The 15,162-nt window shown below is 60.1% G+C and carries 16 protein-coding genes; 7 read left to right on the top strand and 9 right to left on the bottom strand.

The features are described 5' to 3' along the window. Positions 1-138: 138 nt before the first annotated feature. A complete protein-coding gene (locus tag ACO06R_RS10810; RefSeq protein WP_421849284.1) occupies positions 139-1,371 on the top strand; it encodes a multidrug effflux MFS transporter in 1,233 nt (410 codons plus the stop codon). Between the two features lie 118 nt (positions 1,372-1,489). On the opposite strand, the gene ttcA is transcribed toward ACO06R_RS10810, so the two are convergent. The 3 genes from ttcA to rpsD all read right to left on the bottom strand — a co-directional run bounded on the left by ttcA (position 1,490) and on the right by rpsD (position 4,068). Next, complete coding sequence (gene ttcA, locus ACO06R_RS10805) at positions 1,490-2,362, bottom strand: tRNA 2-thiocytidine(32) synthetase TtcA (protein WP_421849281.1); 873 nt, start codon at positions 2,360-2,362, stop codon at positions 1,490-1,492. Positions 2,363-2,367: 5 nt separating this feature from the next. Next, a complete protein-coding gene (locus ACO06R_RS10800) occupies positions 2,368-3,120 on the bottom strand; it encodes a class I SAM-dependent methyltransferase (RefSeq protein ID WP_421849278.1) in 753 nt (250 codons plus the stop codon). 330 nt (positions 3,121-3,450) lie between these two features. Continuing rightward, positions 3,451-4,068, bottom strand: a complete 618-nt coding sequence (rpsD, locus tag ACO06R_RS10795; protein WP_421849275.1) for a 30S ribosomal protein S4 — start codon at positions 4,066-4,068, stop codon at positions 3,451-3,453. Positions 4,069-4,490: 422 nt separating this feature from the next. On the opposite strand from rpsD, the gene ACO06R_RS10790 reads away from it, so the two are divergent. Then, a complete protein-coding gene (locus ACO06R_RS10790) occupies positions 4,491-5,531 on the top strand; it encodes a glycosyl transferase family 90 (RefSeq protein ID WP_421849272.1) in 1,041 nt (346 codons plus the stop codon). 35 nt (positions 5,532-5,566) lie between these two features. On the opposite strand, the gene ACO06R_RS10785 is transcribed toward ACO06R_RS10790, so the two are convergent. From ACO06R_RS10785 to ACO06R_RS10765, 5 genes are read right to left on the bottom strand one after another with little or no spacing between them, the layout of a single operon-like run. Continuing rightward, a complete protein-coding gene (locus tag ACO06R_RS10785) occupies positions 5,567-6,529 on the bottom strand; it encodes a UDP-glucuronic acid decarboxylase family protein (protein WP_421849269.1) in 963 nt (320 codons plus the stop codon). Continuing rightward, a complete protein-coding gene (murI, locus tag ACO06R_RS10780) occupies positions 6,526-7,353 on the bottom strand; it encodes a glutamate racemase (RefSeq protein ID WP_421849266.1) in 828 nt (275 codons plus the stop codon). Before murI ends, ACO06R_RS10785 begins: the two co-directional genes overlap by 4 nt. After that, a complete protein-coding gene (locus ACO06R_RS10775; RefSeq protein WP_421849263.1) occupies positions 7,346-8,209 on the bottom strand; it encodes an RNA methyltransferase in 864 nt (287 codons plus the stop codon). The genes murI and ACO06R_RS10775 overlap by 8 nt, the downstream gene beginning before the upstream one ends. Positions 8,210-8,253: 44 nt before the next feature. Then, positions 8,254-8,556, bottom strand: a complete 303-nt coding sequence (locus ACO06R_RS10770; protein WP_421849260.1) for an alpha/beta fold hydrolase — start codon at positions 8,554-8,556, stop codon at positions 8,254-8,256. A gap of 18 nt (positions 8,557-8,574) precedes the next feature. Then, positions 8,575-9,168: an alpha/beta fold hydrolase gene (locus tag ACO06R_RS10765; RefSeq protein WP_421849257.1), complete on the bottom strand. Its 594-nt coding sequence runs from the start codon at positions 9,166-9,168 to the stop codon at positions 8,575-8,577. A gap of 141 nt (positions 9,169-9,309) precedes the next feature. Here ACO06R_RS10765 and ACO06R_RS10760 point away from each other — a divergent pair, with 141 nt between their 5' ends. After that, positions 9,310-10,521 (top strand): NADP-dependent isocitrate dehydrogenase, encoded by a 1,212-nt coding sequence (locus ACO06R_RS10760; RefSeq protein ID WP_421849254.1) that lies wholly within the window; start codon positions 9,310-9,312, stop codon positions 10,519-10,521. A gap of 106 nt (positions 10,522-10,627) precedes the next feature. Here the strand turns inward: ACO06R_RS10760 and dksA are convergent, their stop codons facing one another. Then, a complete protein-coding gene (gene dksA / locus ACO06R_RS10755) occupies positions 10,628-10,993 on the bottom strand; it encodes an RNA polymerase-binding protein DksA (protein WP_421859342.1) in 366 nt (121 codons plus the stop codon). A gap of 374 nt (positions 10,994-11,367) precedes the next feature. Between dksA and ACO06R_RS10750 the strand changes: the two genes are divergently transcribed. From ACO06R_RS10750 to ACO06R_RS10735, 4 genes are all read left to right on the top strand, one after another. Further along, a complete protein-coding gene (locus ACO06R_RS10750; RefSeq protein WP_421849251.1) occupies positions 11,368-11,877 on the top strand; it encodes a SixA phosphatase family protein in 510 nt (169 codons plus the stop codon). Between the two features lie 87 nt (positions 11,878-11,964). Further along, positions 11,965-13,422, top strand: coding sequence for a YcjX family protein (locus ACO06R_RS10745; RefSeq protein ID WP_421849248.1), 1,458 nt, complete (start codon positions 11,965-11,967; stop codon positions 13,420-13,422). Beyond that, complete coding sequence (locus ACO06R_RS10740; RefSeq protein ID WP_421849245.1) at positions 13,419-14,495, top strand: YcjF family protein; 1,077 nt, start codon at positions 13,419-13,421, stop codon at positions 14,493-14,495. The genes ACO06R_RS10745 and ACO06R_RS10740 overlap by 4 nt, the downstream gene beginning before the upstream one ends. Before the next feature lie 122 nt (positions 14,496-14,617). Next, positions 14,618-15,148, top strand: coding sequence for a hypothetical protein (locus ACO06R_RS10735; protein ID WP_421849242.1), 531 nt, complete (start codon positions 14,618-14,620; stop codon positions 15,146-15,148). Positions 15,149-15,162: the final 14 nt, after the last annotated feature.

Here is a 15,162-nt window from a genome sequence, read left to right as displayed (position 1 = left end):
TTTCATTGACTCGGTTCGGCGATCCGTGTTCCGGCAAGTCAGCCGGACGCGCGCCGCCATTTGATCGACGCTGCTGCTTCCTGGTCCGGCACGCCGCGGTACCGCAGCGGCGGAACAACGCTTTGAAAGACCTCGCCGATGCAAGGCCCTACAACACAACTGACGATCCCGCGCGCCGAGTTCATCGCGCTGATGGGAGCGCTGATGGCGTTGAATGCGCTTTCCATCGACATCATGCTGCCGGCATTCCCGAACATCGCTGCCGATTTCGGGATCGAAGGAAATGCGATCCAGTACATCATTTTGTCCTATGTGCTCGGCTTCGGAAGCGCCCAGCTTTTTTTTGGACCGGTAACCGACCGGTTCGGTCGTAGACCGCCGCTGTTCGCCGGCCTTGCGCTGTTCACGGTCTGCGCGGCGGCGGCGCCTTTCGCGCCGGATTTCACGACGCTGCTCGTATTGCGCTTTCTGCAAGGCGCCGGTGTCGCCGGGACACGCGTCATTGCGCTTGCGGCCGTGCGCGATACCCATTCCGGCCGCGCCATGGCGGCCACCATGTCGCTCGTGATGATGATTTTCTTGGCGGCGCCAGTCCTTGCCCCGCTTGTCGGCCAGGCCATTATTCTGGTCGCGCCCTGGGGAAACATTTTCGGATTCATGACCCTGCTTTCATTGATTGTTACGGTATGGAGCGCGATGCGACTGCAGGAGACCCTTGCCCCGGCCAATCGCCGGGATCTGTCATTGCGGGCCGTCGTGCAAGGTTTCGGGTTGGTGATCTCCAACAGGGTCTCGTTCTTCTACACACTCGCCACGGCGTTCTATTTCGGCTCGCTCTTCGGCTTTCTCAGCCTTGCGCAACCGATTTTCGTCGATGTCTATGGCCTCGGCGCAGCGTTTCCGCTGGCATTCTCGTCTGTCTCCGTGTTGATGGCCGTCGCCTCTTTCCTCAATTCGCGCGCCGTTGAGCGGCTCGGGATGCGCCGGTTGGCGCACGGCGCGCTTGTCATTAAAATCGTCGTCAGCCTGATCGCATGCATCGTGTTCATGACCGGCTATGCGCCACTTTGGGCGTTACTGCTGACAAACGGGCTGGTCATGCCCCTGTTCGGGCTGATCGCCGCAAACCTGAACGCGATCGCCATGGAGCCGCTCGGCAAGATTGCCGGCACCGCCGCGTCGGTACTCGGTTTCGCCCAGACGGTCGTTGGCGGCATCGTCGGCGCGATGGTTGGCCAGGCTTTCAACGGCACCGTGATCCCGCTGGTTGCCGGCTTCTTCGTCCTGTCGGCGATCGCGCTTGGCTTCGTGGCAATCGCTGAGCGCGGCAGGCTGTTCGGCACCTCGGTACAGCAGACAGCCGGCCCATGAGGCTGATGCGGCGGGAGCCGGATGAGCCGAAATTGGATACTGTTGGTATTGTGCGCGGCTTCGACCTCGATGCCGTAGGCGAATTCTGGTCGAACGCCGAAGCAGAAGCCACCGCTGCCTAGCGGCTTGCTGACCGCGTCGCCGGTGCGAGGCTTTTAAAGTCGAAGAGGGAGCGATCGAGAAGGTGGCTCGGACGCACCGTCTTCAACGCCCGGATCATAGTATCCTTGCGGCCCGGCATGCGGGCCTCGATATCGGCCAGCATCGCCTTCATGGCGTTTCTCTGCAGACCGTCCTGGGAACCACACAAGTCGCAGGGGATGATCGGAAAATCCATCGCGGTCGCGAATTTCTCGAGATCGGCTTCGGCACAGTAGGCCATCGGTCGAAGTACGAGTACATCGCCTTCGTCGTTCAGCAGTTTCGGCGGCATGGATGCCAGACGCCCGCCGTGGAACAGGTTCAAGAAGAATGTCTCGAGAATGTCCTCACGGTGATGCCCAAGCACCAACGCGGAACACCCCTCCTCGCGCGCGATGCGATAGAGGTGCCCGCGCCGCAAGCGCGAGCAGAGTGAGCAGTATGTCCGGTTCTCCGGGATCTTGCCGGTGACGACCGAATAGGTGTCCTGATACTCGATGCGGTGACGAAATCCGTTCGTCTCCAGCCACTCCGGAAGAATGTGTTTAGGGAAGTTGGGTTGGCCCTGATCGAGATTACAGGCCAGCAGTTCAACCGGCAGTAGCCCCCGCCATTGAAGGTCGGATAGCAATGCCAAGAGACCGAAGGAATCTTTGCCGCCCGAAAGGCCGACCAACCATCGTTCTCCCGGTTTGACCATGGCGAAATCCTCGATCGCCTGGCGTATGCTGCGCACCAGCCGCTTACGCAGCTTGTTGAACTCTACTGATGATGGAGAGGCCGCGAACAGCGGATGCTGGAATTCGCCTTGCGGGTCTTTACTATCCGTTTCTTGGCGCACCGTCTCCATGATCGTTACCGCAATAGCGTCGCAAAATGGTCGGCAATCTCACGGTGTGTCCGGAACCTGCGCGCCGCCAGCATCTCACGAATACGCACGCGATTGATCTGGATGAAGCGCGCAAACGCCGAACTTCCCCTGGGCGCCGGGACCAGCCGTGAGTTGTGCCCTGCCATTGCCTCCCGCATGATCACCGCGTTAGCCGGTCCCTTCTCTAGCATTGTGTCATCGTACTCGCCCTTGGCGAAGAAGCCGAAGGTGTACTTTCCCAATCGCTTTTGCGAATCCGGCAGTTCTCTCAATCCCGCAAGATTGGCCGCCAACCGCAATGTGTAGGGATTGAAGTTGAACACGTGGGCGAAATGGAACATCCGGCCCTTCAGCTTTGCGTGGGCTTCGGCTTCGATGTTCGGTACTTCGATGCTGATCACCCCGTCGTCGGTCAACCAATCGGCGAGTATCTTGAGCGATCCGACCGGGTCGCGCATGTGTTCCAGGACGTGGGACAGGCGAATGAAGTCGAAAGTTCCCGGCGCGAACTTCGCCTCTTCCAGTGTTTGAACACGTATGTCGAGGCCGAGCGTGTCCCGGCAATAGGACGCGTATTCCTCATCCGGCTCTATTCCAATTCCGTCGCCGCCGAGCGCATTGATCATGAACAGAAATTCGCCGCTTCCCGAGCCCATGTCCAGACAGCGCTGGCGGCCCTCGAAGAATGTGCGATTGGTTGCGACATGATAATGAGCGTGACCGAAGTTTCGCCACACCTGTCGTTTTCGCGGAGTTGCCGCCTGTTTGTACTGGCGACGATACCGTTCGCGATAAAATGCCGCGAGTTCCTGTTCATCGGGAATGGGTTCGTTGGTGATGATCCCGCAACCGGAGCAGAGAACTGTGTGAAGTGGATTACCGCGCCGATCCCTGGTCGAAACGGTCTCTTGCCCAGTGCTCCCACATAACGGACAAGCTCGCGCCATTGTCCACTCCTTCAATGCCCCGCCATCGCTTGGATGGCGCAATTATCCGGTATCACTTCCGAAAAACAAAAGCCGCCCCGAATGTCGGGACGGCCCAGCCCATACACATGGAATGCGCGCTTATCGCGAATAGAACTCGACGACCAGGTTCGGTTCCATCTGCACCGCATACGGCACATCGCCCAGCGACGGCACCCGAGCGAATGTCGCGACCATTTTGTTGTGGTCGGCTTCGACGTAGTCAGGCACATCGCGTTCGGCAAGCTGCGTCGATTCCAGCACGATAGCCAGTTGCTTCGACTTTTCTCGGATCTCGATCACATCGCCGACGCGGCAGCGGTAGGACGGGATGTTCACGCGCTTGCCATTGACCTTGATGTGGCCGTGGTTGACGAACTGGCGGGCGGCGAAGATCGTCGGTACGAACTTGGCCCGGTAGACAAGCGCATCCAGCCGGCTCTCAAGCAGGCCAATCAGGAGATCCGGCGTATCACCACGACGGCGCGAGGCTTCCTCGTAGGTGCGGCGGAACTGCTTTTCGGAGATATCGCCATAGTAGCCCTTCAGCTTCTGCTTCGCGCGCAGCTGCACGCCGAAGTCCGACAGCTTGCCCTTGCGGCGCTGTCCATGCTGCCCGGGGCCATATTCTCGGCGATTGACCGGAGACTTCGGACGTCCCCAGATGTTCTCGCCCATACGGCGGTCGATTTTGTATTTGGACGATTCGCGCTTGCTCATCGCATTTCCTTTCAATTGGTTATTCCCGAAACTTGCGGTTCCAGGTGAAGGAAACGCACCCTCCTTTGCCGACCATTTCCGTCGGCTGACAGGATGATCCGCGCACGCATTGCGGGTCCATCCACGGGATACGTCAATAAAAATGCAGGGCCGAAGACCCTGCACTACGCGGTCAATAGGCGATCCGGTTATACCTGTCAACGGGTTCGACTTGCGCTCGTTCGCCAACCGCCGCGCGGTCGCCAAGCCGATGACGATCACCCGCCGGTGCCAAACCTCCAGACGGACTGCGCTGCACCGCCCGGTGCACAAATGCGCGCCCGCCCAGATCGGGATTGTTTACGCAGCAACACTCAATACTCCTGTAAATTCGCCGCGGCCTGTCTTGCCGGCGAGCGCCGGGCCAACTATCGGAGTCGCGCATGAAACTGCGAGAGAAAAACCGTCGCTGGAGACGTAACAGGAGAATCAAGAGCCTGTTGTACGACGGCTTCGCCAGTTCGCTACGCCAGGCAGATGTCAGACTGGACCGACCCAAGCTGAGCTTCTCGCGATCGGGAGCGTGTCCCCTGGATGCGACATTCACGCGGGAAAAAACCGGCAAGCTCGCCGTCGATTTCAGCGGTCCGGAGCCCGATTTGCTGGTGAACCATGTGATGGGCAAGATCGCGCCATATCTCTACTGGCTGGTCCATTGCCCCCGCGAAATCGAACGCATCACGGTCAACATGTCGGACGGTGAGTTCCCGTCCGCTGCCATGTTCGCGCCAAGCAGTGCGGATCCGGCCCAAATTCTCCTGCCCGACCCCTATTTCTTCTCGTTTCGCGGATTCGAGGCATATCGCGCACTTTCGGAGAGCGAAGCGCGGCCTTGGAGTGAGCGTTCGCCGGTCATTCGATGGCGCGGCAACTACTACAGCCAGGGTCGGATTTCCTTCTCGAATGAAGCGATGTACGATCCGACGGTGCTCCAGCGCCTGCGATTTCTCATGATCGCCCGACAGATCGCCAACGTCGACGTCGGCTTCGTGGATTCCGGAACGGTTTGGTTGAATAGAGTGTTCGAGCAGCACGGATACAAGGCCGCGAGGATACCGGAGACCGACTGGATCAACGACAAATTTGCAATCGACATCGACGGTTGGACGAACACCTGGAGCAACATGCTGGCACGCATGCACTTCGGCTGCTGCGTATTGAAAGTCGGCACCCAATTCGGTTTTCGCCAGTGGTATTATGACAGCCTGAAACCGTGGGAACACTACGTTCCGGTGCGATCCGACATGTCCGATCTCGCCAGGCAAGTCGATTGGGTGCGCAGCAATCCCGGCCCTGCAGAAGAGATCGCCCGAAATGGACAGGTCTTCGCCCGAAGCATGACGTTCGCCTCAGAAACCCTGCGCGCCGCCGAAATAATCACCGGTGCACTGCGCGGTGGCGCAGAACATGCAAAGGCGGCTTGAGCCGACACCTGGTCAAAGCATCAAGCGGCGCCAGACTATCCAGCCATCGGATACGCCTCATCACCGCCGAAGGACCGGATCGTGCGCGCCAGCCCGTCGCGCAATCCGATCGTCGGTCGCCAGTTCAGGGCCTGCCTGGCCAACGCGATATCAGGCTTTCGGACCGTGGGGTCATCGACCGGCAACGGGTGAAATACGATGCTGGAGTTCGAACCGGTCATTTCGATCACCAGGTCGGCCAATTCCAACATCGAGTACTCGATCGGATTGCCCAGATTGACCGGGAAATCGACGTCATCACCGGCCTCCATCAACGAGATCAACCCGTCGATCAGATCGTCGCAATAGCAAAACGAGCGCGTCTGCTTTCCGTCGCCATAAACCGTCAGCGGCTCGCCGTTCAATGCCTGCACGATAAAGTTCGGAACGACCCGCCCGTCACCGGCCGACATATTCGGTCCGTAGGTGTTGAAAATCCGGGCGATACGGATGCGCGTCCCGCGCGAGCGGCGGAAATCGCTGAACAGCGTCTCAGCGGCGCGTTTGCCCTCGTCGTAACATGCGCGCGGCCCGTTGGGATTGACGCTGCCGCGATAACTCTCCGGCTGGGGGTGCACCTCCGGATCGCCGTAGACTTCCGACGTGGACGCCTGCAGAACGCGCGCGTTGCAACGATGTGCAAGCTCAAGGCAGTTCAGCGCGCCCAGAACATTGGTTTTCATGGTGGCGATGGGATCTGCCTGGTAGTGCTGCGGAGACGCCCGTGAGGCGAGATTGTAGATGGCATCGACATCGAAATCGAAGGCGTCGCAGATATCCGCCTCCACGAAGGAAAACCGCGGGTTGGTCTGAAGATCGCCGAGATTGGCCCGCTTGCCGGTAGACAGATTGTCGACGCAGATCACGCTTTCGCCGAGCAACAGCAGCCGCGCGCAAAGATGCGATCCGAGAAACCCCGCCCCGCCGGTCACCAGGATCTTCCGTCCCACGGCTGTCATAGCACCCCCTCGACCGCCACCCCAATGTGATGAAATCCGAACCCTTTCAGCAAGCGACGGCTGCCTTCAGACGGCTGATTGCTGGTGAAAAGAGCGACATCCGACACTCCGGCGCTGTCCGCGCCGGCGATGTCCAGTGGATCGGCCAGCGACTTGACCCGACGCGCGATAGCCTCGGCCGGATCGATCCAGTCCACCGGCCAGGGCGCGGTCTTGCGGAACCTGTTCACCAAGAACGGGTAATGCGTGCATGCAAGCACGACTATGTCTGTGCGCCGTCCGTCTTCTTCCAGAAAGCATGGTGCGATCTCGGCGCGTACTGCCTCCTCGTCCACCATCTCGCCTTGCATGTAGGTCTCGGCCATTGCCGCCAACTTGTCGCTGCCGACGAGGCGCACGTGGCATTTTCGCGCGTATTGCCGGATCAGTTCGCGCGTGTATTGCCGCTTTACCGTCCCCGGCGTCGCCAGCACCGAGACCAGTCCGGAGCACGTGCGCTCGGCGGCAGGCTTGATCGCGGGAACGGTCCCCACGAAGATCCGGCCGGGAAACGCGGCTCTCAGATGATCGATGGCGAGTGTCGAGGCGGTGTTGCAGGCAATCACAGCCAGATCCGGCTTATAAGTGTCGAGCAGGTTGGCGAACAATCGGGTCAGGTGATCCAGAAGTGCCGGTTCCTCCCACGCGCCAAACGGAAACGCGTCATCGTCAGCCACATAGACAAAGCGCCAGTTCGGCATGAGAATGCGAGCCTCACGCAACACGCCAAGGCCGCCGATACCGCTGTCGAGGAACAACGCGGTGGGTGCCGTTTCGTCAGCCACTTTCAGGCCTTTTGCGTTCGGGCGGTTTGCTGCGTTTTCCACCGGCCGAAACGCGGCGCGGATCATCACCCGGCGACCCGGCCCCACGCGGATGCGACGGCGAAAAACGGTCAAGGCTGGAAACGATGCCACGCAACACCCTGATTTCCTCCGCCGACAGGGAAGCCCGCGTGAACAGCGCGCGGATGTTCTCCAATTGCACCGGCTTGCGCTCCGGCGGCCGGAAATAGCCACGGCTTTCGAGCGCCTGCTCCAGTTGATCGAACATGCCGTAAAGCTCCTGCTTCGAGGCCGGATGGAATTCAGGCCCGGCAAACGGCGTCTGATGCGCTTCCTTCAGGCCGGATTTCATCCACTCATAGCTCATCAAAAGGACAGCCTGGGCCAGGTTCAGCGACGCAAACGCCGGATTCACCGGGAAGGTGACGATGTCATCGGCGAGCCCGACCTCCTCGTTGTAGAGCCCGAAACGCTCCCGGCCGAACAGCATCGCGGTCGGCAACTCGGCTGCATGGTGCTTGCGGAGGTTCGCGGCTGCCTCGACCGGACCGAGAACGGTCTTGAACCCCTCCCGCTCTCGCGCGGTCGTGGCAATCACGTAATGCATGTCTTGCAACGCATCGGCCACAGTCTCGAAGACTTGCGCATCCTCGATGACATGAACCGCGCCGGAGGCCGCGGCCTGAGCCTTTTCGTTCGGCCAGCCATCGCGCGGCGACACGAGTCTGAGATCGGCCAGGCCGAAATTCGCCATGGCGCGCGCGACCATTCCGATGTTCTCGCCGAGTTGGGGTTCCACCAACACGACCGTCGGTCCCTCGGCAATCATTTGCCTGTGTTTGTCTGTGCCTGCCATGAATACTCGAATGCGGATTGTCGAAGCGGATGTGCTTGTGCGCCTCAATGGGCTGAATGGGCAGGCCGGTCAAGAAAGGCGAGCACCTCGCCGCAAACGCGCTCAGGACGTTCATGCAAGATCCAGTGCCCGGTCCCCGCCACCCGCACCACGTGCAAATCGTTGGCGAACCGCGACAACCCTTCCAGACAGGCCGGTGTCAGCGCAGCGTCGTCCTCGCCCCACACGACAAGATGCGGCATGCGAACCTCGAACATATCGGCGGGAGATTGCAACAGCGGCGCATCGACAGCCTTCTCGTCCATGGAAGGTACGACAATCGGCGACACGCGATACCAGTTCAACATCGCTTCAAACGCGCCGGGCTACCGCCATTGCGCCTTGTAGGCGGCCCCCATCTCGGTGGTAAGCCAATCCGCCATTGAGAACCTGGCCATCATGTTGAGCGTTCTCTCGAAGTCGTTTGCCGCCATGAGTTGTCCGGAATCGTGGTGCCGCAGCCGGGTCATGTACTGGCTCGCCGCACGCTGAGCGGCATTGTGCACGATCGTATTCTGGAAACACCAAGGATGGACGCCATTTGCGACAATCAGGTGGCTGATCCGGTCTGGCCGCGAAAACGCCATCGCATAGGCCACCGCGCTGCCCCAGTCATGGCCCATCAGGACGAACGGACTGTCGGGCGAAAGCCGGTCCGCCAGTTCGAACATGTCGGCAACAAGGTGGCGGGTGTGATAGGCCTCAGCGCCTTGCGGCTTCGCAGATTTGTTGAAACCGCGTTGATCCGGTGCGACGGCATGGTAGCCACCACTCCCCAAGCGCGCGAGTATGGCCTCGTAGGCCAACCAGGACTCTGGAAAACCATGCAGGCAAAGGATCAGCGGCTGCCCCGCCCCGCCTGTATGCGCGTAGTGAAACGTCCCGGCAGCAAGTTCGAGTTCGCCGAAGCCTATCTCCACAGCAATCCCGCCTTTTCATAGATCCCTGGCGCGCGGCCATTGGCCTTGAGCATGACTTTGCCTCGCCAGTTCACAATGCTATAGGCCCACCAACCAGTTTCCCAGTCGGCGTTCGCCACTATTCCAAAACGAGGCATCTCAATGGCAAAAATCAAGGTCGATAACCCGGTGGTCGAGCTGGATGGCGACGAAATGACGCGAATCATCTGGCAGTTCATCAAAGACAAGCTGATCCATCCGTATCTCGATATCGACCTGAAGTACTACGACCTCGGCATCGAGGCGCGCGACGAGACCGACGACCAGATCACCATCGACGCCGCCAACGCGATCAAGCAGTACGGCGTCGGCGTGAAATGCGCCACCATCACGCCGGACGAGGCCCGCGTCGAGGAATTCGGCCTGAAGAAGATGTGGCGCTCTCCGAACGGCACGATCCGCAACATTCTCGGCGGCGTCATTTTCCGCGAGCCGATCATCTGCAAGAACGTGCCGCGGCTGGTGCCGGGCTGGACGCAGCCGATCATCGTCGGCCGTCATGCATTCGGCGACCAGTATCGCGCCACCGACTTCAAGTTCCCCGGCAAGGGCAAGCTGACGATGAAATTCGTCGGCGAAGACGGCACCGAGATCGAACACGAGGTGTTCGAAGCCCCCGGCGCTGGTATCGCCATGGGCATGTACAACCTCGATGCGTCGATCGTCGACTTCGCCCGCGCCTCGCTGAACTACGGCCTGCAGCGCAAGGTCCCGGTTTATCTGTCGACCAAGAACACCATCCTCAAGGTCTATGACGGGCGCTTCAAGGACATTTTCCAGGAAGTCTACGAAGCCGAGTTCGAAGAGCGGTTCAAGGAAGCGAAGATCTGGTACGAGCATCGCCTGATCGACGACATGGTTGCCGCCAGCCTGAAATGGTCCGGCGGATATGTCTGGGCCTGTAAGAACTATGACGGCGACGTTCAGTCCGACACGGTCGCGCAGGGCTTCGGCTCACTCGGCCTGATGACCTCGGTTCTGATGACGCCGGACGGCAAGACAGTGGAAGCCGAGGCGGCCCACGGCACAGTCACCCGCCACTACCGCCAGCACCAGAAGGGCGAAGCGACATCGACCAATTCGATTGCTTCGATCTTCGCTTGGACCCGCGGCCTCGCGCATCGCGCCAAGCTCGATGGCAACGAGGCGCTCGCCAACTTCGCCGGCACGCTCGAAACAGTCTGTGTGAAAACCGTGGAATCGGGACACATGACCAAGGACCTCGCCTTGCTGATCGGCCCGGACCAGCCTTGGCTTTCCACGACTGGCTTCCTCGACAAGATCGATGAGAATCTGCAGAAGGCGATGTCTTGATCGCTTTGGACAAGATCAGTCAGAACAAAAAGAGGCGCCGGACATCCGGCGCCTCTTTTCGTATTATGAGCGACAACGCTGGACTAATGCGCGACTACTATATCGGTCAGTCATCGCGGTAGACTTTTTCCCGGCGCTCGTGACGCTCCTGTGCCTCCAGCGAAAGGGTCGCGATGGGACGCGCGTCGAGGCGGCGCACTCCGATCGGTTCGCCGGTCTCTTCGCAATAGCCGTAGGTACCCTCGTCGATCCGTTGCAGCGCCAAGTCGATCTTGTTGATCAACTTGCGCTGCCGGTCCCGTGCGCGCAGCTCGATCGCCCGATCTGTCTCCGACGATGCCCGGTCCGCAAGATCGGGATGATTGGAGCTGTCGGATTGCATGTTATCGAGGGTTTCGCGTGCCTCGCGCAGAATATCGTTCTTCCAGGCAACGAGTTTGCTTCGGAAATAAGCACGTTGCCGTTCGTTCATGAACGGCTCGTCTTCCGCAGGCGTATAGTTGGTAGGAATCTCGCTATTCGACACTGAATCACTCCGAGCAATATCCCTTTGCGCGCTCTATAGTCTGCGACGCGACCAGCGGCAAGCGCCAATCTTACATTTCCCGACGATGTGATCAAACCTTTGATTTTGTGCAGAAATGCACTTCGATTTCGCAATCCGAAATCCACCGCGCGTCCCACCGATGGCACTTCCGCCAACCGCGCGCGCGATTCGATAAGTCAGTCCAGCCATGTCAGTTGGTCAAACAAACCAACGCGGCGGCCCATCCACTCAAAGGAGCAATTGCGGTTGGCTTGCCGACGCGTTAATCGAAGGAGAGGCACTGGCAACGGAGCGGTGATTTGGCTCGGCTATTCTTGTTTCGTCACGCAAAAGCCGCCTGGGCAGAACCTGGAATGCGCGATTTCGACAGGCAACTCGACGAGAGGGGCGTCGAGGAGGCCATCGCGATGGGCCGGCTGATGCTCAAGCGGAAACTGGTCCCCGATATCATTTTCTGCTCCACGGCGGCGCGCGCCGTCCAAACGCTCGACGCGGTAAACGAGGCGCTGCATCTCAACGACATCGCCCGCTACGACCAGAACCTTTATGCCACCGACGCCCCCGGTTATCTCGAAATCGCGGCAGCCGCCGGCGATGCCGAAGACGTCATGCTGGTCGGCCACAACCCGATGCTGGAAGACACGGCGATCGCATTGTCGAAATCCGGTGACGATGTCAGCATCGACGCCCTACATCGTGGGTTCCGCACCGCTGGCCTCGCCGTGATCGATTTCGAAGGACCGGCGGCATCCTTTATCAGCGCCACCGGGCACCTGGAAGCATTTCTCACGCCGGAAGATGCGCCATAGCGCGCCGCGTTTGACGGCCGGTCTGGTACCGCTGCGTCGCATACCTATATCATCCGCACCGAAACATCCGCGGGGAGAACAAGGCCATTGCCACGACTGGTTTCGCTCGGCGACGAGGCGCTTATCGCAGTCGACACGATCGCCGACCGGACCGCCGGGCTGTTTGCGCCCAACATTCGGCTTGGCGTCACAGGCTTGTCGCGGGCGGGCAAGACGGTCTTCATCACGGCACTGGTGCACAATCTGCTGCACGGCGGTCGCCTGCCGCTTTTCGATGTCGCCCATTCAGGCCGACTCGTATCGGCAACCCTCGAACCACAGCCCGATGATGGCGTTCCGCGCTTCGCCTACGAAAAGCATGTCCGCGATCTGGTGAAGGAGCGGCTGTGGCCAGAGTCGACACGCGCTATTTCGCAGTTGCGACTTACGCTTGAGTATGAATCAGCGAACACACTCGGGCGCTTGTTTTCCCGTGGACGCCTGCATGTCGATATCGTCGACTATCCCGGCGAATGGCTGCTTGACCTTCCACTGCTCGGCAAATCCTATGCTGAATTCAGCCAGGATGCCTTCGAACTTGCGGGAAACGGCAGCCGGGCGGCAATTGCCGCGCCGTTTTTGGCACTGGCAGACAAAGCGGATCCCGACGCGCCCTTGGACGAAGAATACGCCGAACTCCTGTCGGATACCTACAAGGCCTATCTGCACGAATGTCGGAATGACGGACTGTCACTGTCCACGTTGCCGCCGGGCCGCTTCCTGATGCCCGGCGACATGGACGGATCGCCCGCGCTGACGTTCTCGCCGCTGCCCAAACTCTCGAACCGAGCGGTTTCCGGCTCGTTGCAAGCCATGATGGAGCGCCGTTTCGCGTCCTACAAGTCATTGGTCGTCAAGCCGTTTTTTCGCAATCACATTACGAGGTTGGATCGCCAGATCGTGCTGGTGGATGCCATGCGCGCCATGAACACCGGTCCCGAAGCGGTTCGCGATTTGGAGCGCGCGCTCGGCGACATCATGACGTGCTTTCGGCCTGGCGCGTCGAGCTTCCTGACCGGCTTGTGGCAGCGTCGCATCGATCGGCTGTTGATCGCCGCAACCAAGGCAGACCATCTGCATCATGAGGATCATGCGCGCATGGAAGCCGTTGTCGCTAGATTAGTCGAGCGCGCCGCCGAGCGTGCGGGCGGAGCCGGCGCCAGGGTCGAAACATTGGCATTGGCCGCTGTGCGCGCCACTCGCGAGGGTTCGGTCCGCGAGAATGGCGACCGCCTGCCGGTAATCATGGGAACACCGCTCGCCGGCGAGGAAATCGATGACCGTGTGTTCGACGGCGAGGCCGAAACCGCAGTCTTTCCAGGCGACATGCCTGATGATTTGGACAAATTTTTTGACGGCGAAGCGGTTCGGCAATCAACCCCAACGCGCTTTGTGCGCTTCCGTCCGCCCGATCTGGAACGCGCCGCGGGCACCGCTTCCTTGTCTCTGCCGCATATTCGCCTCGACAAAGCCCTTCAGTTCCTGCTCGGAGATCGACTGACATGAGCCAGGAAAGAAAACAGAGACGGCCTCGCGCCTTCGATATCGCATCTGATTTAGACGCCGGCGCTCCCAGGCCTTCGCCCGAAAAGACAGCCGCCCCCAGAAAGCCACGTACGTTCGATCCAGGTCCCGCATTGCAGCTCGATGCAGATGACTATTTTGAAAGCGACGTAGAGATTGGTGAGGTAAAAGTCGCCGAAACACTGGATCGTCGGCGCCGGCTGCCCTTTGCATCGGTTGCGCTGGCAGCGCTTGGCTTCTTTATCAGTATCACTATCGGTCTCTGGATCGACTCAATCGTTCGCACGCTTTTCGAGCGCAACCTCTGGCTTGGCTGGGCGTCTGTCGGTCTCGCCGGCGTGCTGGTCGGCGCGGTCCTGATAATCGTTCTTCGCGAGATCGCAGCGATTCTGCGCCTGAGGCGGATCGACGACCTGCGCGACGACTTGGAAGCTGCCTTGGCGAGTGAAGACAACAGGGCGCTGCAGCAGGCGACCGAGCGGCTGATCCGGCATATGGCGACCAATCCCCGTTCGGCGGCGGGTCGCGAAGTCCTCGACCGGCAGAGAGGTGAGATCGTCGACGCGGATGACCGCTATAACCTGGCCGAGACTGAACTGTTTCGTGTGCTGGACCGGCAGGCATTCGCCCTTGTCATGGCCGCGGCCAAGCGGGTGTCGGTTGTGACCGCGGTCAGCCCGCGCGCGTTTCTCGATATCGCTTATGTCCTGTTCGAAAATTTCAAGCTGGTGCGAAGACTAAGCGAACTCTATGGCGGACGCGCCGGCACGCTTGGCAATCTGCGCCTCATCCGCAAAGTGCTTGGCCACCTCGCAGTCACTGGTGCTGCGAGTTTTGGCGATGGCCTGGTCCAGCAGGTCATCGGTCACGGCATGGCATCACGTTTGTCGGCTCGGCTCGGCGAAGGTGTGTTGAACGGCCTGATGACGGCCCGCGTCGGTATCGCGGCGATGGAGGTCTGCCGTCCGGCTCCGTTTCACGCCGTCGACCGCCCGAAACTGTCTTCTGTGCTCACGACGCTGACCTTGAGCGCCGAAGATGTTAAGGTTACCTGAAGGCAGCCCCTTGTAACACAACGTGTGTCGGCGGTACCTCTGAAACGCCAGATTCACAAAGACAGCGTTAACCATTGTCGTTAAATATGCGGCGACAGCCCAAACCGCGAAAGCCAACTGACATGTTTCTACGTCCGTCAGCCATCATCACCGCTCTCGCGCTCGCTTGCATGACCGCAATGCCAGCGTCGGCAAGTGACCGGGATGCCAGGTTCTTTAGCAAGATCGAAGGTAAATGGCGCGGCCCGGGCGAAATCGTCAACGGCAAGTACAAGGGTACAAAGTTTACTTGCGTGTTCGACGGACTGACTCCGAACAATAATCTCGGCATGACACTCGACGGCGGCTGCCGGGTTGGTCTGTTCTCCCAAAAGATGAAGGCCGAAGTCGTTCGTTCGGGCCGTTCCTACACCGGAACCTTTATGGATGGCGCGCTTGGCGACGGTCTCGATGTGGTTGCCGGCAATGTCAGCCGCAATGGCGTCGTGTTGACGCTGCAGCGCAACCAGTTGCGCGGCGCGATGCTCGCGCGCCTTGCATCCAAGGACCAGCTCAACATCACGGTGTCGGTCAACGTCGGCGACCAGTTGGTGCCGGTCATCGGCATGAAACTCGATCGCCTCGACAAAGTATCGGTCGGCTCCGTCCGCTAAGACCTTTCCCGCAA

The sequence above is a fragment of the Oricola sp. genome, assembly GCF_965230365.1.
In the GTDB taxonomy this organism is placed as follows: domain Bacteria; phylum Pseudomonadota; class Alphaproteobacteria; order Rhizobiales; family Rhizobiaceae; genus Oricola.
This window is presented reverse-complemented; position numbering and strand designations above follow the sequence as displayed.

Excerpts from the sequence above, each read along its gene's own strand:
- ACO06R_RS10810 (WP_421849284.1), top strand. The coding sequence starts at position 139 with ATGCAAGGCCCTACAACACAACTGACGATCCCGCGCGCCGAGTTCATC.
- ttcA (WP_421849281.1), bottom strand. The coding sequence starts at position 2,362 with ATGGAGACGGTGCGCCAAGAAACGGATAGTAAAGACCCGCAAGGCGAA.
- rpsD (WP_421849275.1), bottom strand. The coding sequence starts at position 4,068 with ATGAGCAAGCGCGAATCGTCCAAATACAAAATCGACCGCCGTATGGGC.
- ACO06R_RS10790 (WP_421849272.1), top strand. The coding sequence starts at position 4,491 with ATGAAACTGCGAGAGAAAAACCGTCGCTGGAGACGTAACAGGAGAATC.
- ACO06R_RS10785 (WP_421849269.1), bottom strand. The coding sequence starts at position 6,529 with ATGACAGCCGTGGGACGGAAGATCCTGGTGACCGGCGGGGCGGGGTTT.
- ACO06R_RS10775 (WP_421849263.1), bottom strand. The coding sequence starts at position 8,209 with ATGGCAGGCACAGACAAACACAGGCAAATGATTGCCGAGGGACCGACG.
- ACO06R_RS10770 (WP_421849260.1), bottom strand. The coding sequence starts at position 8,556 with ATGTTGAACTGGTATCGCGTGTCGCCGATTGTCGTACCTTCCATGGAC.
- ACO06R_RS10760 (WP_421849254.1), top strand. The coding sequence starts at position 9,310 with ATGGCAAAAATCAAGGTCGATAACCCGGTGGTCGAGCTGGATGGCGAC.
- dksA (WP_421859342.1), bottom strand. The coding sequence starts at position 10,993 with ATGAACGAACGGCAACGTGCTTATTTCCGAAGCAAACTCGTTGCCTGG.
- ACO06R_RS10740 (WP_421849245.1), top strand. The coding sequence starts at position 13,419 with ATGAGCCAGGAAAGAAAACAGAGACGGCCTCGCGCCTTCGATATCGCA.
- ACO06R_RS10735 (WP_421849242.1), top strand. The coding sequence starts at position 14,618 with ATGTTTCTACGTCCGTCAGCCATCATCACCGCTCTCGCGCTCGCTTGC.